The sequence below is a fragment of the Kitasatospora humi genome (genome assembly GCF_020907985.1).
In the GTDB taxonomy this organism is placed as follows: Bacteria; Actinomycetota; Actinomycetes; order Streptomycetales; family Streptomycetaceae; genus Kitasatospora; species Kitasatospora humi.
This window is the reverse complement of the sequence record NZ_JAJJPA010000002.1, coordinates 310,190-327,253: the sequence shown is the minus strand read 5'-3', so window position 1 is coordinate 327,253 and position 17,064 is coordinate 310,190. Positions and strand designations below refer to the sequence as shown.

The window sequence follows — 17,064 nt, the reverse complement described above, 5'->3', positions numbered from 1 at the left end:
GGCGAGGGCCGTCCAGGCGTACTTCGGCCTACGGCACGGCCGGACCGTCCGGGCGCACCTCGGCCTCCGGCACGGCGAGGGCGCACGGCGCCGGGGCCCCTGTCCGCCGCACCGCCGGACGAAGCGGAACCCCGTTGGCGCACAGCAGCTCGCGGACCTCCAGGATCAGCGGGAAGATCTCGCGGTTCCAGTCCTCACCCTGCTCCTCCCAGGCCCGCTGTTCGGCCTCGACCGCCATCCGGTCCTGGGCGAAGACCCGCTCGGTGAAACGCCGGATGACCGGCCACGCCAGCTGCAGGGCTCCGGGGATCGACGGCTTGGCGATCGTGAGCAGTCCGAAGGCCTGGTTGGTGCGCTGCTCGGCGTCCTTCGGCACGTACGCCACCCAGAGGGAGAACGACGGGAGTTCGGCGTTCTCCGGAACGAGTTCGAGCGTCTGGTAGGGGTATTCGGTGCGGATCGTCATGAGATCCGCCGAGTTCTTGCCGCCGATGCCTTCGGCGGCGAGCAGGCCCGCTCCGCGGTTCCGCTTCCTGCCGCTGTGCGTGAACAGGTACCGCGCCTCCACCGACCGGGCCGTCCGGCGGCGCTCCAGCAGCTCGGGGTGGATCATGCCGAGGATCCCGCGGTGCAGGAACTGGTGGTTCATGTCGAGCAGGTTCTCGTGCATGAACGAGTAGTGGCAGCGCACCAGCCGGGAGAACATCATGGTCCGGTGCCTGGCGGGGTCGAGCTCGCGCAGCGCCGGGAACGCCACGGTGGCCGCCTTCTCCGGGTCTCCCGGGAAGACGAACACCAGGCCGTGCGCCTCGCGGACCGGATAGGCGCGCACGCCCTTCGGCGGCCGTTCGGTCTCCTTGGAGAGGTACGGGATCTGCGAGAGGCGGCCGTTGCCCCGGTACTGCCAGGCGTGGTAGCAGCAGCGGAGCGTGTCACCCTCCACCACGCCCATGCTCAGGGGCACTTGGCGGTGGGCGCAGCGATCCTCCAGGGCGTGGACGGTGCCGCTCTCGCCGCGGTACAGGGCGATCCGCTCCCCGGCGAACGCGGCGGCCAGCGTCTTGCCCTTCCGCACCTTCCGCGAAGTGGCCACCGGGTACCAGTAGTCGGGGTTGATGCCGACGCGCCTGATGTCGACTGGGGTTCCGCTGCTCCCGCTTCCGTGCTGATGGCCGTCGGGCTGCGCTGCTCCGTCCACCGTCCAGTTGTCGGGCATGAGGTCTCCCAAGGTGCAGATCGTCCGAGCGGATCGTCCGAGCGGAAGGCAGGGGCTTGGCTCCGGGGCCGGGTGGGCGAGGGTCAGTCGGGCACCGGCGGCGCGGTGGGGCGGCGGTGCGTGACGGGTGCGGCATGGATGTAGAGCTGGCGCCGGTCGCCGGGCGCGGCGTGCACGGGCAGGGGCAGTTCGTAGCTCACCGGCCGTCGGTGGTCGGCGAGTTGCCGCTCCGGGTTGTAGACGCTGTTGAACTTGAAGAGCATCCGGGCGAAGTTGGTCTGTCCGCGCACCAGGTTGCCCGCGAGGATGCGGGCCGCGCCGAGGGCCGTGCTCACGCCGAGGTGCTTGCGGTTGATCACCGCCTGGGTGCGCACCAGTTCGCGGTAGAACTCGTCCAGCGGCAGGGCGGTGGGCACCACGGCGTGCTGGATGTCGAAGAGCCGGTAGTCGAGCGTGGTCAGGCGCCGGGACTCGGTGTGCCAGATCTCGGTGCCGGGGTAAGGGGTCATCACGGTGAGGTGCACGATCTCGGGCACCGAGAGGGCGAACTCCCGTACCATGCGGAAGCGTTCGGTGTCCCAGGCGGGGTCGACGATGAGGTTGATGGCCACGTTGATGCCGAGCTTGCGGGCCACCTTGAGGGCGCGCACGTTCTCGTCCGGATCGACGCGCTTGCGGTACAGCTCCAGGCCTTGGGCGTCGAGGGCCTCCATGCCGAGGAACATGTAGCGCAGGCCGAGGCGCGCCCAGCGCTCGAAGACCTCCTGGTTGCGCAGCAGGACGTCGGCGCGGGTCTCCAGGTAGTACTTCTTGCGGATCCGGCGGCGCTCGATCTCGGCGGCGATGGCGTCGCCGTGCTCGGGTCGGATGAACGCGACGTCGTCGACGATGAACACGTTCGGCTCGCGGGTGGAGGCGAGCTCGTCGGCGGCGCCCTCGGGGGTGGCCTTGCGGTAGCTGCGGCCGTAGAAGGTCCACGCGGAGCAGAACGAGCAGTCCCACGGGCAGCCGCGGGTGAACTCGATCGAGGCGCAGGGTTCGAGTTCGCCGATGAAGTAGCGGCGGCGGTGGGCGGTGAGGTCGCGGGCCGGCCGGGGATCGTCCAGGCCGTGCATCATGCGGGGCATCGGCCCGCGCCCCTCGCGGGTGACGATGCCGGGCACCGTGGTCAGGCCGCCGTCGCGGACCGCTTCGAGCAGGGGCTGCATCGCGGGCTCGCCCTCGCCGCGGATCACGGCGTCGACCGCGCCGGCGGCCTGCTCCAGGACGTGCTCGGCGACGAAGGAGACGCTGTGACCGCCGAAGAAGACGAAGCAGCCCGGCACGGCCCGCTTCACCCGGTGCGCGATGTCGATGGCTTCGGGGATGTTCGCCAGGTAGTTCAGCGACACGCCCACCGCTTCCGGCGTGAAGTCGTCGATGACCGAGTCCAGCCGTGAGGGCCTGGTCACCTGCAGATCGACGAGGCGGACCTGGTGGCCCGCGTTGCGGGCCGCCGCGGCGACCCGCTCCAGGCCGAGTGGCTCGAGCCTCAAGAAGATCTCGGAGTACATCAACGCGCTCGGATGGACCAGGAGCAGTCTCACGGGCACCTCCACAGTGGCATCCCGACCGAGCCTGCGCCTGCTCGCCGCCTCCCGCACGCGGGTACGGCCATCCGGCCGTACGCCGGCGGCGGACGGCGCTCGCGTCCAGCCGGACGCCGAGCCGCGCAGCCGCCGAGCCGCGGAACGGACCGGCGAGCACGGCGTCCGCGGTGGTCGGGAGGCGCCGGGGCCACCTCCGGCGAGCAGCAGGGCGTGCCGGCCGGAGGGCTTCCGGCAGGACACGGACCGGCCGTCAGCGGGGCGGGCACGGGAGCCGCCGGCCAATCGACGCGCGGGCCGCCGAGCAGGGCGGCAGCGTGCGGCATGTCGCCGAACGGGATGCCCGGTGCGGCGGCGCCGTGGTCGCCCCGGGTGCCGCGAGTCCGTCCGAACGGCAGCGACCGCCGCGCCGTGCCGGGTACCGCGTGGCGGACGTGGCGGCAGGCCGCCAGGCCCTCCGCGTCCGGCGGCGGGCACGCTCCGGGGCCCCGCCGTGCACCTGTCGCACCACCGTGACCGGACACGGGGACGGTGACTTCCGGACGGCACCCCGGGCGGGCGTGGGGTTGGACACCCCGCTGGGCGACGGCCGCGAGCGCCCGTCGGTGCGGTGGCGTCCGATCAGGATGTGTCTCCCCGTCAGGCGGCGTCGAGCATCTCGGCGGTGATCGCCCAGCGCTCGTGGTCGCGCCAGGCGCCGTCGATGAAGAGGAAGTCCGGTGACAGCCCCTCCAGGCGGAAGCCGAGCCGCTTGGCCACGGCGATCGACTTGACGTTGGCCGGCTGGGCGTTGATCTCCAGCCGGTGCAGCCCGAGCGGCCCGAAGGCGTACCGCACCACCAGGCCAACCCCTTCGGTGACCAGCCCGCGCCCGTGTGCGAAGCCGCCGTAACCCAGCGCCCCGCAGCGGAAGGCACCCTGCACGATGTTGTTGATGGTCACGTAGCCGGCCATCGCGCCGGTGTCCGGCAGGCAGATGGCGAAGCCCTCGCGGACGGGCTCCTCGAGGCGCGTCATGTAGGCGTCGAACTCGGCGTCGGTGCGCGGCGGGGCCAGCCAGGGGTGGTGGACCTCGGCGTTCTCCTGCGCCAGCCGGGTGAACTCGTCCTGGTCGTCGCGGCGCAGGGATCGGATGGCGACGCGGTCGCCGCGCAGCAGGTAGTCGTTGATCATCCGGTGATCGTACCGACGCGTTCGTCGATCGGACCAGTGACGGCAGGTTACTGACCAGCCGTCAGGGCAGCGGGCGCCTCGGCGAGCGCCCGGACGGCCGCGAGCACGGCCGGGCGCAGCCGGGCGCAGCCGGGCGCAGCCGGGCGCAGCCGGGCGCAGCCGGGCGCAGCCAGGCGCAGCCAGGCGCAGCCAGGTCAGGTCGGCGCCCGCCGCGGTCTCCGCGCCCGGGTCGAGGATCATCCGGCGCAGCTGCGGCATGGCCGGCGTCCAGCCGATCAGCGCCGTCCGCCTGGACGCCCGCGCCGGCTGGTGGACGTGCCGTCGCTCAGCCCACTGGCCGTGCTGCCCGAGGAGCGGGGCCGGCGGGATCGGCGCCCGGCTGGTCCGGCACGCGCTGACGGTCGCGGAGCGGGCCGGGGTGCCGCTGGTGTTCTTGGAGGGCTCGCCCCGCTACTACGGCACCCGGGCCTTCGAGGCAGCGAGCCCGCTCGGCTTCCGCTCGCCCTCGCTGCGGCCCTCGGCTTCCGCTCGCCCTCGCTGCGGATCCCGGACGCCGCATTCCAGGTGGCCCGGCTCAGCGCCCACCAACGAGTGGCCGCGCCCGCCCGGCGCAGGCCAGAATGTTCCGGCACGTCCGCGTGCCGCTGCCGATCCGCCCACCCATCCGATGAGGTCGCCCGTGTCCGTCCCCGCAGAACCGTTCGGCGCGTTCGGCCCCGCCCATGTCGCGGCCGCCCGGTTGATACCGGCCGACGCCGTTCCCGTTACGGATGAGAACGCCGAGAACGCCGCCCCCGCGGGCGCCGACACCGGTGCCACCGAGGACGGCGGCGTGCGGGCGCTGCTGCTGCGCCTGCGGGCCGCCGCCGCCGAGGCTCCGTCGGACGAGGTGGCCGGCCAGGTGCTGGAGCTGGTGGCCCGTGAGATGACGTCCCTGCTCGGCCGGTACGACCGGGAGGCGCTGATCACCTGGCGCGAACGGGCCTGCCGGCAGGACGCGGCCGGGAACCCCGGCGCGGCCGTCCACCTGCTCGGCCAGGTGGTCGCGGAGATGGCCCAGCACCTCGGTCCGACCGACCCCGAGACCCTGGTGACCCATCTCGAACTGGCCACGGCGATCGGCAACAACGGTGATCCGCGCGCCGCCGTCCAGCGGTTCCAGGAGCTGCTGCCGGCCCTCACCGCGGCACACGGCGCCCAGGACGCCCGGGTGTTGACGGTGCAGGTCCGGATGGCCGCCAATCTGGCACGGGCCGGTGAGGTGTTCCCCGCGGCCCAGCAGCTGCAGACGCTGATCCCGTGGATCCAGCAGAGCCTGCCGACCGGCCACCCGCTGCTCGGCGAGGCACGCTGCGCACTGGCCCGCCTGGTGCCGACCTTCCGCCGCCTGACCGGCACCCCCGACAGCGCCGGGCTTGGCCCGGTCGAGGCCGTCGCCATGGTGCACCGGCTGCTGGTGTGGGACTTCGGCTCGGACGCCGAGGCGAAGGCCTGCGTCAAGGACCTCAGCAAGTTCACCGGCAAGCGCAGCATCGCGGACCGGCTCGCCTCGATCCCGGATGACCTGTCCCCCGAGCAGGCCGCGGGGCTCCTGCTGGCCTGAGCGGTGCTCCCGCCGACTGCGATCGCGCCACCGCGGGGCGGCCGGCCGGGACGGACCGCACCGGTGCCACGCCCCGGCCGCACTGCGTGGCCGCACGCCAGGAAAAATTCGGTGCCGAAATACCATGGCCATGAGCTTCAAGATCACCGAAAATGCTGCTCGCAGGAAATCACCGCAGCCTCGGTCATCCAATCCTCCAGGAGCTCCCGCATGCCACAGCCCGAGATCGTCTTCCCCACCGACCGCCTGACGGTACGGCAGTGGCACCCTGCCGACCGGGACCGGGCATTCGACCTCTACTCCCGCTGGGAGGTGGCCCAGTGGCTCGGCAGCACCCCGCGCGCCTTCGAGAAGCCCGAAGAGGCGGCCGCGTTCATCGAGCGCTGCCGGCAGCGCGGCGCGGCGGATCCGCGATTCGGGGCGTGGGCACTTGAGCGCCTGGACACGGGCGTGGTCGCCGGGACGGTCCTGCTGCTGCCCATGACGGACGCCGAGGGTGCGACGGACGTGGTGGAGGTCGGCTGGCACCTGCACCCCGACTCCTGGGGGCACGGCTTCGCGACGGAGGCGGCCCGCGGCGCCCTCGCCAAGGGCTTCGCCGACGGCCTCGCCGAGGTCCGCGCCGTGGTCCGGCCCGACAACCAGCGCTCGGCTGCCGTCTGCCGCCGCCTCGGCATGGTGGACACCGGCGTCACCGAGCGCTGGTACGGCATGCCGCTCACCGAGTTCCGCATGACCCGTGCCGCGTGGGAGGCGGCCGCCGGCGAACGGTAGTCGCGCCGGGCCGCCGGGCCCGCACGCTCCGCAGGGCTGCATCGGCGGCCGGGGCTGCCGGGACCGCCGATCCCCAGGGTCGGCCGGATCCGCAGGGCCCCCATGCCGGCCGGGCCCGTAGGGCCCGCAGGGTCCGCAGAGCCGCGGCCGGGCCCGCAGGGTCCGCAGAGCCGCGGCCGGGCCCGCAGGCGCTCAGGATCAGGCGTCGCCCGTGATGCGGGCGTGCAGGTGCTGGTCGTGCCAGCCGTCGGCGTGCAGCAGGGCGCTGCGCATGGTGCCTTCGAGGGCGTAGCCGGCCTTGGCCGCCACCCGGCAGGAGGCCGGATTCGCCGTCGAGTGGCAGAGCACCAGCCGGTGCAGGCCGAGTTCGTCCAGCGCCCACTGGCTGAGCCGCCGCACCGCCGCCACCGCAACGCCACCGCCACGGGCCTCGGGCAGCAGCCAGTAGACGATCTCTGCGCTGCCGCCCGCCAGGTCCAGCTCGCGCCAGCCGATCAGGCCGATGGCCGGGCTGTCGGCACCGGTCCGGGCGATCGCCCAGATGACGGCTTGCTCGGTCTGCCGCCGTTGGTGCATGCGCTGGATGCGGCGGCGGGCGTCCGCCAGGGAGTCCACTCCGAGCAGGTTCCACCGCTGGATCGCCGGGTCCTGACCGGCTGCCAGCAGCGCCTGGGCGTCGCGATCCGGGTGCCAGGGGCGGAGCAGGTGGCCGGTGGGGAGGCTGAGCTCGGGGTGCGGCGGTGTCGCCAGGCGGCCGGCGGGGACGACGGGGTCGATCGGGACCATGGGGGCCTACCAGGTTGAGGCGGTGTCAGCGGTGGACGGTCAGCCGGAGTTGGTGGCGCAGCATCGCCGCGAGCACCTCTTCCAGGCCGACCGGCAGTGTGTTGGCGGAGATGCTCGCCGGGCCGAAGCCCAGACTGCGGTTGCCGGAGGCGGTCATCTTCACCATCCGGGGTGCCCGCGCCAGGTAGCCGGCGGGGTCGTGCAGCAGCAGCTCGATGAAGCGCTGGCGGGCGCCTCGCACCGTCACCTCGCGGATCCGTACCCCGGCGATCTCCTGCCAGCCGATCCGCCCGAGTTGGACGTGCTCCAAGCCGGCGTGGTCGATGACCAACTCCGGCCGCCCCTTCGTCAACCGGATCGTGTACAGGACCGCGCAGAGCCCGAAGAACGGAACCGCCAACGCGCCGCCGATCACCGCCTTCACCGAGCCGTGCCAGGTCAGCAGCACCACGCCCAGGACGACGAAGGCCACCGAACCCAGCAGCATCAGGGCGACCCGGCGCTTGTCAGAGGGATAGACGGTTGGCGGCAGCAAGCCGGTCTCGTTGATCACGCGCCCAAGGTAGCGCCCGCCCGACTTCCCTGACCAGGCGTTTCCTCGTCCGGGGTCCGCCGCAGCCTGTCCTGCGGTCACGGGGCAGCGTCAGCCGGTGCCGGTCGCCTCGGAGCAGTGTCACGGTGCTCGGGGCGGGTGAGCAGAAAGGCGCACGCCGCGAGCATGAGTGCTGCGATGGCGAGCAGCAGGATTCGATAGTCGATCACGGTGATCAGTCCGGCTCCGAGGGCGATGGCGACCGTTTGCGGCGTGGAGAGGGCCAGGCCGAGCGCCGCGTCCGCCCGGCCCATCAACTGCGGTGGCGTCTGGCGCTGGAGGAGCGTCATGGTGCCCAGGTTGATCCAGGGCAGGCTGGACCCGATGAGGGCTGATCCTACGACCGCGGCTGGAATCGACGGTGCGATCTGCAGGAGGAACCCGGACGCGGCGGTGGCCAGGCCCAGGGCGACGAGGCGGCCTTCGTTGAGCCGGCGGAGGAGCGCAGTCCCCGTGACCCCGGCGAAGACTGCACCGACCCCTTGGAGCGAGACCATGACGCCCAGAAAGGCGCTGGGGCGGTGCAGGCCCTTGCTCACCACAGCGAAGAGGGCTGTTTCCGAGAGCCCGAAGGCGGTCACGGCCAGCGTGCCGGCCAGGGTGAGTTGCCGCAGCGCAGGGCTGGCGCGGATGTGGCGTCCGCCGGCGATCGCCTCCGTGAGCCAGTGCCGCTCGGTCGGTGCCGGCGTCTCCTCGTGGACCCGTACGGCGACCAACGTGGTGATGGCCACGAGGAACGTCACGGCGTCCCCAATGATCACTGGTGTCGCCCCCACTGCGGCAAGCAACCCGGCGCCGAGGAGCGGAGTGATCAGTCTCGTTCCCCACTGGGCCGTCTGCAAGGCACTGTTCACCTCGCCCTGGAGCTCCTCGGGGAGCAGCGTCTGTTGCAGCGCGGTTTGTGCAGGGCCGAGGACGCCGGCCGACAGACCGTAGCCGAACATCACGGCGTAGATCAGCCACACCTGGTTCCGGTCGTGGACCAGGAGCAGGAGCAGCACAAGGACCGCGGTTGCGAGGTTGGCGGCGATCAGCAGGGGCCGCCGGCGCGTCCGGTCGGCGATCACGCCCCCGACCGGTCCGGCCAGGCTTCCCAAGGCGAACATGAAGAACGACAGGCCTGCCGCCGAAGCGCTCCCGGTGAGCATCTTGACCCAGATTCCCAGCGCCAGCCATAGCGCCGAGTCCCCGAAGGTCGACAGGCTCTGCCCCGCCAGGTAGAGCCGGGCGTTGCGGTCCCCCCACAGCCTGCGCATCAGCTCACGCCTCCGGCCGGGTCGCCTCGAGCGGGTACGTGAACAGCACCATCTCCACCGGCAGGCTCCCGGTCGGGCGGCGCGAGGGCTCCTCCAGTCGCTCCCGATAGCGGTCGAGCAATTGGCGCAGCTCGGCATTCAGCTGCTGGGCTTCCTCCGGAGTCACGTAGGCCACGTTCTCGGTCCCGCTGGTGACCTGCTGCCAGGGCCCCTTGAACTCGGAACGACGGGCGTTCACCGTGCTGACTCGACCCAGCCAGGTCTCCCACAGCAGCTTCGCCAGGGCTTCGGCCGCATGGGCCGTTTCCGTCTCGCCTTCACTGTCGTCCACCACGAAGCCGATGTGCTTGAGCCGCCACGGTCGGCGCCGGCCGGGTCCCCCACCGGCCTCCTCCACGAAGCCGTACTTGGCCAAGGTGCGCAGGTGGAAGGCACAGTTCGTGGGTGACTCGCCGATCATCTCGGCAGCCTCCGTAGCGGTCAGCGGATCGCGCTGGTTGAGCGCCTCCAGGAGTGCCAGCCGGGTCGGGTGGGCCACCGCCCTCATGGTCTTGGGATCCGTCAGTTGCCGCAGCGGACGTCCGGCACCTGACGGGCGCTCGGGTGCGGGGCGAGCTTCTTCGGAAGACATGTTTCGAAACACTACGCTCGAAATATCACGCTCGACAAGACCGCTGCTCTGGCGGCGCCGGGACGGTCGGCTCCGGGAGCGAGATCGAAAAGGGCCCCGCGCGGCGAGGCCGGCACCCGGCATCTCCCTCAGCAGCCGCACCACTTGGCAGCATCGGCGATCCCCCGGCCGTGGCGCACCCCCGGCTCGTCGACCGCGCAAGCTGCCGGGTCGCAGATGTGCAGGGCGGGCCAACTGCCGTGGGAGGCCAGGGCGAGATCGGTGCGGGCGCTGTCACCGATGACCAGGCAGACGGTGCGGTCGGCGGTGTCGAGGAGGCGCAGGAGGGCCTGGGCGAAGCCGGGATCGCCCTTGGAGCAGCCGACTTCGGCGGAGACAAGGATGCGGGCGAAGCGGTCGGTGAGGCCGGAGAGGGCCAGCTTGCGGCGCTGCAGCGAGCCGGCGCCTTCGGTGGCGAGCCAGAGCTCGTGGTTCGCGCCCAGTGCGGAAAGCTGTGAGGGCACGGCGTCGAACGGGCGGACCAGGCCGGCACGAAGGGTGCGGAACAGACCTGACCCACACTCAGGATCTTTACCGGGCAAGGCTTCGCGCCACACGGCCCGCGCGTGCTCCGCCAACCACGCCGCCGCCTCGGCCGGCAGGCCGGGAGTGGACGGGCCCAACCACAGCGCCTCTCAGGAGCTGACCCTGGCGAGTTCCGGCAACTCCCGGTACGGGCAGGCCCGCCAGCGGGCACGCGCCACCCGCAGCACGGCATCGACGCCCGCCGCGCCGTCGGCGAGCCCGAGGGTCCGCAGCGTGCCCGTGATGGCCGCACGGGCCGCGGGCACGTCCGGGATCAGGGTGTCGTCCAGGTCGATCAGCAGGACAGACTTCGGCAACAATCCTCCGCTACCGTCGACGGAGCGCCAACGATACCGCTGGCCGAACTGGAGGACATCGTGCTCAAGGGGAAGACCGCCGTGGTGACCGGCGGTTCGAGGGGTATTGGACGGGCGGTCGTGGAGCGGCTCAGCCGCGACGGGGCCCGGGTGGTGTTCGGGTACGGGAGCAACGAGGCGGCGGCCGAAGAGGTGGTGCGCACGGTGGCCGAAGCCGGCGGGTCGGCCATCGCGGTCCGGGCGGATTTGAGCGACCCGGCGGAGGCCGAGCGGCTGATGGCGCTGGCCGAGGAGGAGTTGGGCGGCCTGGACATCCTGGTGAACAATGCCGCCCAGTCGTTCACCCCGAAGCCGATCGCCGAGATCGAACTGGCCGAGTTCGACCGGATATTCACGGTGAACGCCCGCGCGGCGTTCCTGACGGTCCGTCATGCCGCGCGCCGCCTGCGGGACGGCGGCAGGATCGTCAACGTCTCGTCCGCCGCCACGGTGCGGCCGGGGGCCGGGACGGGTGCGTATGTGGCCAGCAAGGGCGCGCTGGAGCAGCTGACGGCGGTCGCGGCCCAGGAGCTCGGAGTGCGCGGAATCACGGTCAACACCGTGTCACCGGGCGCCACCGACACCGAACTGCTGCTGGGCACCGTCACGCCGCAGATCCTGGCGGTGCTTCCCACCATGACGGCGCTCGGCCGGCTCGGTGAGCCGGCCGACGTGGCGGACGTGGTGGCGTTCCTGGTGGGCCCGGACGGCCGTTGGGTGACCGGTCAGAACCTGCGGGCCACGGGCGGCTTGGCCTGAGCCCGGTCACCCTGACGGGATCCCGGATCAGCCGTGTGCCCGGTGCCGTCCCCGCGCGTGCGCCGGCACGGTGATCGCGTGCTCGCCGGGCCAGGCCGCGATCGGGTTGCCGATCCAGCGGGTGCCGTCCGGGATCTCCTCGCCGCGCATCGCCAGCGAGGCACCGCCGATCGAGGCGCCGGCGCCGACCGTGGTGCCGGGCAGCACGATCGAGTTGGGGCCGAGGGTGGCGCCCTCGTCGAGCACGACCGGCCCGAGCCGCATCACCCGGTCGTGGAACAGGTGCGTCTGCAGCACGGCGCCCCGGTTGACGCTGGCGCCACGCCCGACGCTGACCAGATCGGATTCGGGCAGCCAGTGGGTCTCGCACCAGGCGCCGCGGCCGATCTTGGCGCCCAGGCTGCGCAGCCACAGGTTCAGGTACGGGGTGCCGAGCAGGGTCTGCCCGCCCCACGGCATCGCGAGTTCCTCGACGAAGGTGTCGTAGAGCTCGTTGCGCCAGACGAAGGCGGACCAGAGGGGGTGCTCGCCGGAGCGGAACCTGCCGATCAGCACCCACTTGGCGAGCGTGGTGACCAGGCAGGCGGCCAGGGTGGCGCCGGCCAGCACCACGCCGCCGACGGCGAGGGCGGCGGCCAGGCCGTCCTGGTCGATGATCGCCTCCAGGGCGCCGAAGACCAGGTCGCCGAGGAGCACGGTGAGGATCACCGGCAGCAGGCGGCAGAGTTCGACGGCGGCGCGGGCCAGCAGCAGGCGGCGCGGCGGCGCGTAGGTGCGGGCCTCGTCACCCGCGTCGGCGATCCGGGGCAGCTCGATGCCGGGTCGGCCGAGCCAGGAGGAGCCGGGCGCGGCGTTCCGGGGGGCGTCGGAGAGCACTCCGACCAGTGCGCGGTCGGGCAGTTCGATGCCGGGCCCGACGATGCCGGAGTTGCCGACGAAGGCGCGCCGACCGACCGCCGAGGGACCGATCCGCAGCCAGCCGCCGCGCACCTCGAAGGGAGCGATGAGGGCGTCGTCGGCGAGGAACGCACCGTCGTCGACCCGCATCAGGCCGGGCAGCGCGAGCACCGTGGAGGCCTCCACCCGCCGGCCGACGCCGGCGCCGAGCAGCCGCAGCCAGACCGGCGTGAACAGGCTCGCGTAGAACGGGAAGAGCGAACTGCGGGCGGTGTCCATCAGCCGGGAGACCGCCCAGACGCACCAGGCGACCCTGCCGTGCTCGGGGTGGAACCCCGGCTGCACGGCCCGGCTGAACAGGCGGACCAGCAGCATCAGCAGCACCGCGTAGCAGGCCAGCGTGAGCACGGTCAACAGCGCGGTGACGGGCAGCAGTTGGAGCATCACTGCGGACAGCGTGCGGGCGGCGTCGAGCACCGGGTAGAGCACGCACAGGGCGGGCGCGGCGGCGATCAGCGGAAGCAGGCCGAAGAGGAGCATCCCGAGGCCGTAGGCGAGGTTCCAGAGGGGCGACGTGGCACGGCGGCGGCGCGGAGCCGGCCAGCCGGCCTGCGGTTCGTTGTTCGGACGGGCCGGTGAGCCGTGGTAGTGGGTGCCGGGCGGCACGGTGCCGAGCACGCAGCTGCCGGGGGCGACGTCGGCGGCGTCGCCGATCCGGGCGCCCGGCATCAGGGTGGCGCGGGCGCCGATCCGGGCCTCGGCGCCGATCTCGACGGCACCGAGGTGCAGCAGGTCGCCGTCCAGCCACCAGCCGGCCAGGTCGGCGCCGGGTTCCACCGAGCAGCCCGCGCCGAAGGCGGCGAGTCCGGTGACCGGTGGGTCGGCGTGCAGGTGGACGCCCTGGCCGACCCGGCAGCCGAGCAGCTTGGCGTAGTGGCGGGCCCAGGGGGTGCCGGCCAGTTCGCCGGTGTTGAAGCCGGCGGCGGTCCGTTCGGCGGCCCACAGGCGCAGGTGGACCAGGCCGCCGCGCGGGTAACTGCCGGGGTGCAGCCGGGCGGTGAGCACCCGGGCGGCGGTGCCGGCGAGCAGCGCGCGTCCCGGTGGGCTGCTGAGAAGCACCAGTCCGCCGATGATCAGCCACCACGGGGTGTGCGGAGCCCAGCTGAGGTGGCCGCCCATCAGGTTGTCGACCCCGGCGATGACCAGCACCCACCGCACGCTGGCCACGGTGTAGAGGGCGGCGAGCACCAGGCTCTGGGCGACGGCGGCGCGGCGCGGGGTGCGGCGCACCTGGCGCTGCTCGCGGGGCGCGGTCGGTGCGCCGCCCCGCGGGTGCCGGTCGGTGCCGCCGTGCTCCTCGTCGAGCGTGGCGGCGAGGTCGGCCAGCACCGGGTGGGCGTACAGGTCGGCGACGCCGACGGACGGGAAGCGGGTGCGCAGCACGGAGACCAGCCGTGCGGCGACCAGGCTGGAGCCGCCGAGGGCGAAGAAGTCGCTGTCGCGGGAGACGGGCAGACCGAGGCTGGCCTCCCAGTGTTCGGCGAGCCAGCCGGCGGTGCCGGTGAGCCGCTCGGCCCGGCCGGTCCGGTCGGCCGGGCCGGGCAGCGGCCAGGGCAGTGCGTCCCGGTCGACCTTGCCGGAGGTGCGGGTGGGCAGCTGGTCGACGGTGGCGAGCAGGGGGACCAGGGCGGCGGGCAGCCGCTCGGTCAGCTGGGTGCGGGCGGCAGCCGGGTCGAAGGGGGCGCCGGGCTGCGGGACCAGGTAGCCGACCAGTAACCGGGTGCCGGACGGGTTGGTGCGCACGGCTGCCGCGGCGGCCCGGACGCCGGGCAGCGCCTGGAGGGCGGCGTCCACCTCACCGAGTTCGATCCGGCGACCGCCGAGCTTGACCTGTTCGTCGGCCCGGCCGACGAACAGGAGGCCGCGCGGGTCGGCCCGGACCAGGTCGCCGCTGCGGTAGACGCGGGCGCCGGGCAGGGCGGGGTGGGCGATGAACTTCTCGGCGTCCTTGGCCGGGTCGAGGTAGCGGGCGGTGCCGACGCCGCCGATCAGCAGTTCGCCGGTCTCGCCCCAGGCGACCGGCCGGCCGGTCTCGTCGACCACGGCGATCCGCCAGCCGTGCAGCGGCAGGCCGATCCTGATCGGTTCGCCGGGCAGCATCCGGTGGGCGGTGGCGACCACGGTGGTCTCGGTGGGACCGTAGGTGTTCCAGAACTCGCGGTGCGGGGCGGCGAAGCGTGCCACCAGCTCGGGCGGGCAGGATTCACCGCCGACGATGATCAGGCGCACCCGGGCCAGGCACTCGCGGGGCCACAGGGTGAGCAGGGTGGGCACGGTGGAGACGGCGGTGATGCCGCGCTCGACCAGCCACGGACCGAGGTCGTTGCCGGCCTTGACCAGGGACCGGGGTGCCGGGACCAGGCAGGCGCCGTGCCGCCAGGCGAGCCACATCTCCTCGCAGGAGGCGTCGAAGGCGACGGACAGGCCGGCCAGCACCCGGTCCCCGGGGCCGAGCGGCTGCTGCTGGAGGAAGAGGCGGGCCTCGGCGTCCACGAAGGCCGCGGCGGAGCGGTGGGTGACGGCGACGCCCTTGGGGCGCCCGGTGGTGCCGGAGGTGAAGATGATCCAGGCGTCGCCGCCGGGGCCGGGACCGCCGGCCCGGCAGCCGGGGCGGACCGCGGACCTCATGGCCGGTCGGCGGTCGGCGCCGATCACGGCGCAGACGCGGGCGTCCTGCCAGATCAGCTCGGCGCGCTCGTCTGGGTCGTCGGCGTCCACCGGTACGTAGGCGGCGCCGGCCCAGAGCACGGCGAGGATCGCGACGTAGAGGTCGGCGGTGCCGGACGGGACGCGGACGCCGACCCGGTCGCCGGCACCGATGCCGTGCCTTCCGAGTTCCTCGGCGTAGGCCGCGACGCGGCGCACCAGCGCCTGGTAGTCGAGCAGCACGCCGCCGGCGTCCAGCGCGGGTGCCTGCGGGCTGGCGGCGGCGGTGGCCAGCAGGATGTCGATCAGCGTGCGGGGCGGTGCCGGGTGGGTGACGGGCCACGCAGCGATCTCACGAGCGGGCCGGTGCTGGGGCAGAGTGGACACCGGATTCTGGCTCGGAGCCATGCAGCTAACTCCCTCTACTCGCGGACTGTCGACTGCGACGCCGAATGCGCCGTTCACGGCACGGGAGATGAGGGTGTGGGTTCATCCCGGGCGGACAGCTTCGGCGTTCACGATGCCAAACTGCTTTGGTCCGCCGAGGACACCTTGCCGGTATCAAAGGAAATTCTCATGGATCTGCCCTGGGGCAGGGAATAGATGCAGGTCAGCCACTTGGGGACGACTGTTCGAGTGCTCGATGGCGATGCTCGCAGGCGCCTGGCGCGGACTCGGCGAAATTCACTCGATCGGGTGCGCGTGTCGCGGCCGGAATTCTCATCTTCGGATGCCGGCTCAAATAACGGTCAAAGCCCGGAGCAGCGAACCTGGCATATCCCCGAAAATCCGCGCTCCCGGCGAATTCATTTCTCGAACGGATGGCCGCAGCAGGGGCCTCCGAACGCGCGTGCCGGGCCGCGCCGAGACCTCCGGGCCGCACCCGCCCGCCGCGACCCGGGCCTCGACCCGGGGGCCTCCGGGCCGCACACCTCGGGCCGTCGTGGCGCCCTTCAGACCGCAGCGGGCCCGGTGCTCTCCCGGACCACCAACTCGGGCCGGAGCAGCTGGAGGGAGTTGGTCCGGGTACCGGACTTGGTGACGGCGCGCAGCAGCTGCTCGATCGCCTGCCGAGCCATCTCCCGCTTCGGTATCGACACCGTGGTGAGGCTCGGCCGGGCGACCTGGACCTCCAAGGTGTCGTCGTGCCCCACCACCGAGAGGTCCTGCGGCACCGAGCGCCCGGCGGCCCGGGCGGCCTCCAGCGCGCCGAGGGCGAGCACGTCGTGGGTGGCGAAGAGCGCGGTCGCCTCGGGGTTCGCCCCCAGGGCGGCGGTGGCGGCCTCGAAGCCGCCGGCGGGACTCGGCTCGGGCGCGTAGTGCACCGCCGAGTCCGGCACGGTCAGCCCGTCCGCCGCGAAGGCCCTCCGGAAGCCCTCGATGCGCACGGTGTGGGCCGGACTGGCCAGCACCGCGACCTTGCGGTGGCCGAGTTCGCGCAGGTGACGCCCGGCCAGGTAGCCGGCCCTCTCGTAGTCGATGGTGACGACCGGGAACCTGTCCGGAGCCTCGGTCTCCCAGGCGCACAGCACCACCGGGAAGCGGGCGTCGGCCAGCAGCGGCAGGTGGTCGATCAGGTCGCGGTCGCCGGCGATCAGCAGCGCGTCGATCAGGCGGCTGGTCAGTCCGGCGAGGTGACGCCGGGCCCGCTCGCCGTCCAGCCGGGTGGTGCACAGCAGCAGGTGGTAACCGTGCGCCTCCAGGACGTCCTCGACCTCCTCGATCAGCTCCGCATAGAACGAGCCGACCACGGTCGGCACGAACAGCCCGATGGTCTTGGTGCTGCCGGTGGCCAGTGACCGGGCGACGAGGTTGGGCGTGTAGCCGAGCTCCTCGATCGCGGCTCGCACCCGGGCGGCGGTGGCCGGCCGGACCGCGACCCGCCCGGAGAGCACATTGGAGACCGTCTGCTTCGTGACTCCGGCCAGCTCTGCCACGTCCTGCATCGTCACCATGGCTGTTCCCTCAAATTTGACCGGTCCATACTTTTCCTTCGCAAAATAGTCGCATCTTGACAGACCGTCAAGGGAATCCTTGGGCAACTCGGAAGCTACAACGTCCCTGGAAGCAAACCTCGTCTCAGCGCCGCACCATTTTTGCGGCCTTCCTCTTGTTTTACCGGTCAAGAGAGCCCTACCGTTCGGAACCACCTCGGAACAGCACCA

Annotated in this window: 14 protein-coding genes; 3 read left to right on the top strand and 11 right to left on the bottom strand. The window is 72.7% G+C overall.

Translation table 11 applies throughout. The features are described 5' to 3' along the window. Window positions 1-28 precede the first annotated feature (28 nt). The 3 genes from LN042_RS03910 to LN042_RS03900 form a co-directional block, all read right to left on the bottom strand. The gene (locus LN042_RS03910) at window positions 29-1,216 is read right to left on the bottom strand and encodes a Rieske 2Fe-2S domain-containing protein (RefSeq protein ID WP_230048391.1); all 1,188 of its coding nucleotides are present in this window, start codon (window positions 1,214-1,216) and stop codon (window positions 29-31) included. Between the two features lie 83 nt (window positions 1,217-1,299). Beyond that, window positions 1,300-2,802: a hopanoid C-3 methylase HpnR gene (hpnR, locus tag LN042_RS03905; protein ID WP_230048389.1), complete on the bottom strand. Its 1,503-nt coding sequence runs from the start codon at window positions 2,800-2,802 to the stop codon at window positions 1,300-1,302. A 639-nt stretch (window positions 2,803-3,441) separates the two neighbouring features. Next, window positions 3,442-3,975 carry a GNAT family N-acetyltransferase gene (locus LN042_RS03900; protein ID WP_230048387.1) on the bottom strand — a complete coding sequence of 178 codons (534 nt, stop codon included), beginning with the start codon at window positions 3,973-3,975 and terminating at the stop codon, window positions 3,442-3,444. Window positions 3,976-4,654: 679 nt separating this feature from the next. Here LN042_RS03900 and LN042_RS03895 point away from each other — a divergent pair. Beyond that, a complete protein-coding gene (locus LN042_RS03895; RefSeq protein WP_230048385.1) occupies window positions 4,655-5,578 on the top strand; it encodes a tetratricopeptide repeat-containing protein in 924 nt (307 codons plus the stop codon). 210 nt (window positions 5,579-5,788) lie between these two features. Continuing rightward, a complete protein-coding gene (locus LN042_RS03890; RefSeq protein ID WP_230048383.1) occupies window positions 5,789-6,352 on the top strand; it encodes a GNAT family N-acetyltransferase in 564 nt (187 codons plus the stop codon). 198 nt (window positions 6,353-6,550) lie between these two features. Here LN042_RS03890 and LN042_RS03885 read toward each other — a convergent pair whose 3' ends face one another. From LN042_RS03885 to LN042_RS03860, 6 genes are all read right to left on the bottom strand, one after another. Then, window positions 6,551-7,138 carry a GNAT family N-acetyltransferase gene (locus tag LN042_RS03885; protein WP_230048381.1) on the bottom strand — a complete coding sequence of 196 codons (588 nt, stop codon included), beginning with the start codon at window positions 7,136-7,138 and terminating at the stop codon, window positions 6,551-6,553. Between the two features lie 25 nt (window positions 7,139-7,163). Then, window positions 7,164-7,691 carry an STM3941 family protein gene (locus LN042_RS03880; RefSeq protein WP_230048379.1) on the bottom strand — a complete coding sequence of 176 codons (528 nt, stop codon included), beginning with the start codon at window positions 7,689-7,691 and terminating at the stop codon, window positions 7,164-7,166. Window positions 7,692-7,768: 77 nt separating this feature from the next. Beyond that, on the bottom strand, window positions 7,769-8,986 hold the full coding sequence (locus LN042_RS03875; RefSeq protein ID WP_230048377.1) for an MFS transporter: 1,218 nt from the start codon (window positions 8,984-8,986) through the stop codon (window positions 7,769-7,771). A 4-nt stretch (window positions 8,987-8,990) separates the two neighbouring features. Continuing rightward, a complete protein-coding gene (locus LN042_RS03870; RefSeq protein WP_230048375.1) occupies window positions 8,991-9,617 on the bottom strand; it encodes a winged helix-turn-helix domain-containing protein in 627 nt (208 codons plus the stop codon). A 128-nt stretch (window positions 9,618-9,745) separates the two neighbouring features. Continuing rightward, window positions 9,746-10,120, bottom strand: a complete 375-nt coding sequence (locus LN042_RS03865; RefSeq protein WP_230048373.1) for an HAD family hydrolase — start codon at window positions 10,118-10,120, stop codon at window positions 9,746-9,748. Between the two features lie 171 nt (window positions 10,121-10,291). Further along, the gene (locus LN042_RS03860) at window positions 10,292-10,498 is read right to left on the bottom strand and encodes a hypothetical protein (RefSeq protein ID WP_230048371.1); all 207 of its coding nucleotides are present in this window, start codon (window positions 10,496-10,498) and stop codon (window positions 10,292-10,294) included. A 60-nt stretch (window positions 10,499-10,558) separates the two neighbouring features. Between LN042_RS03860 and LN042_RS03855 the strand changes: the two genes are divergently transcribed. Further along, window positions 10,559-11,296, top strand: coding sequence for a glucose 1-dehydrogenase (locus LN042_RS03855; protein WP_230048370.1), 738 nt, complete (start codon window positions 10,559-10,561; stop codon window positions 11,294-11,296). A gap of 27 nt (window positions 11,297-11,323) precedes the next feature. On the opposite strand, the gene LN042_RS03850 is transcribed toward LN042_RS03855, so the two are convergent. Together LN042_RS03850 and LN042_RS03845 are read right to left on the bottom strand one after the other, a co-directional pair. After that, window positions 11,324-15,307 carry a Pls/PosA family non-ribosomal peptide synthetase gene (locus LN042_RS03850; RefSeq protein ID WP_230048368.1) on the bottom strand — a complete coding sequence of 1,328 codons (3,984 nt, stop codon included), beginning with the start codon at window positions 15,305-15,307 and terminating at the stop codon, window positions 11,324-11,326. A 545-nt stretch (window positions 15,308-15,852) separates the two neighbouring features. After that, entirely contained in the window at window positions 15,853-16,854 is a 1,002-nt protein-coding gene (locus LN042_RS03845) for a LacI family DNA-binding transcriptional regulator (RefSeq protein WP_230048366.1), read from the bottom strand. Window positions 16,855-17,064: the final 210 nt, after the last annotated feature.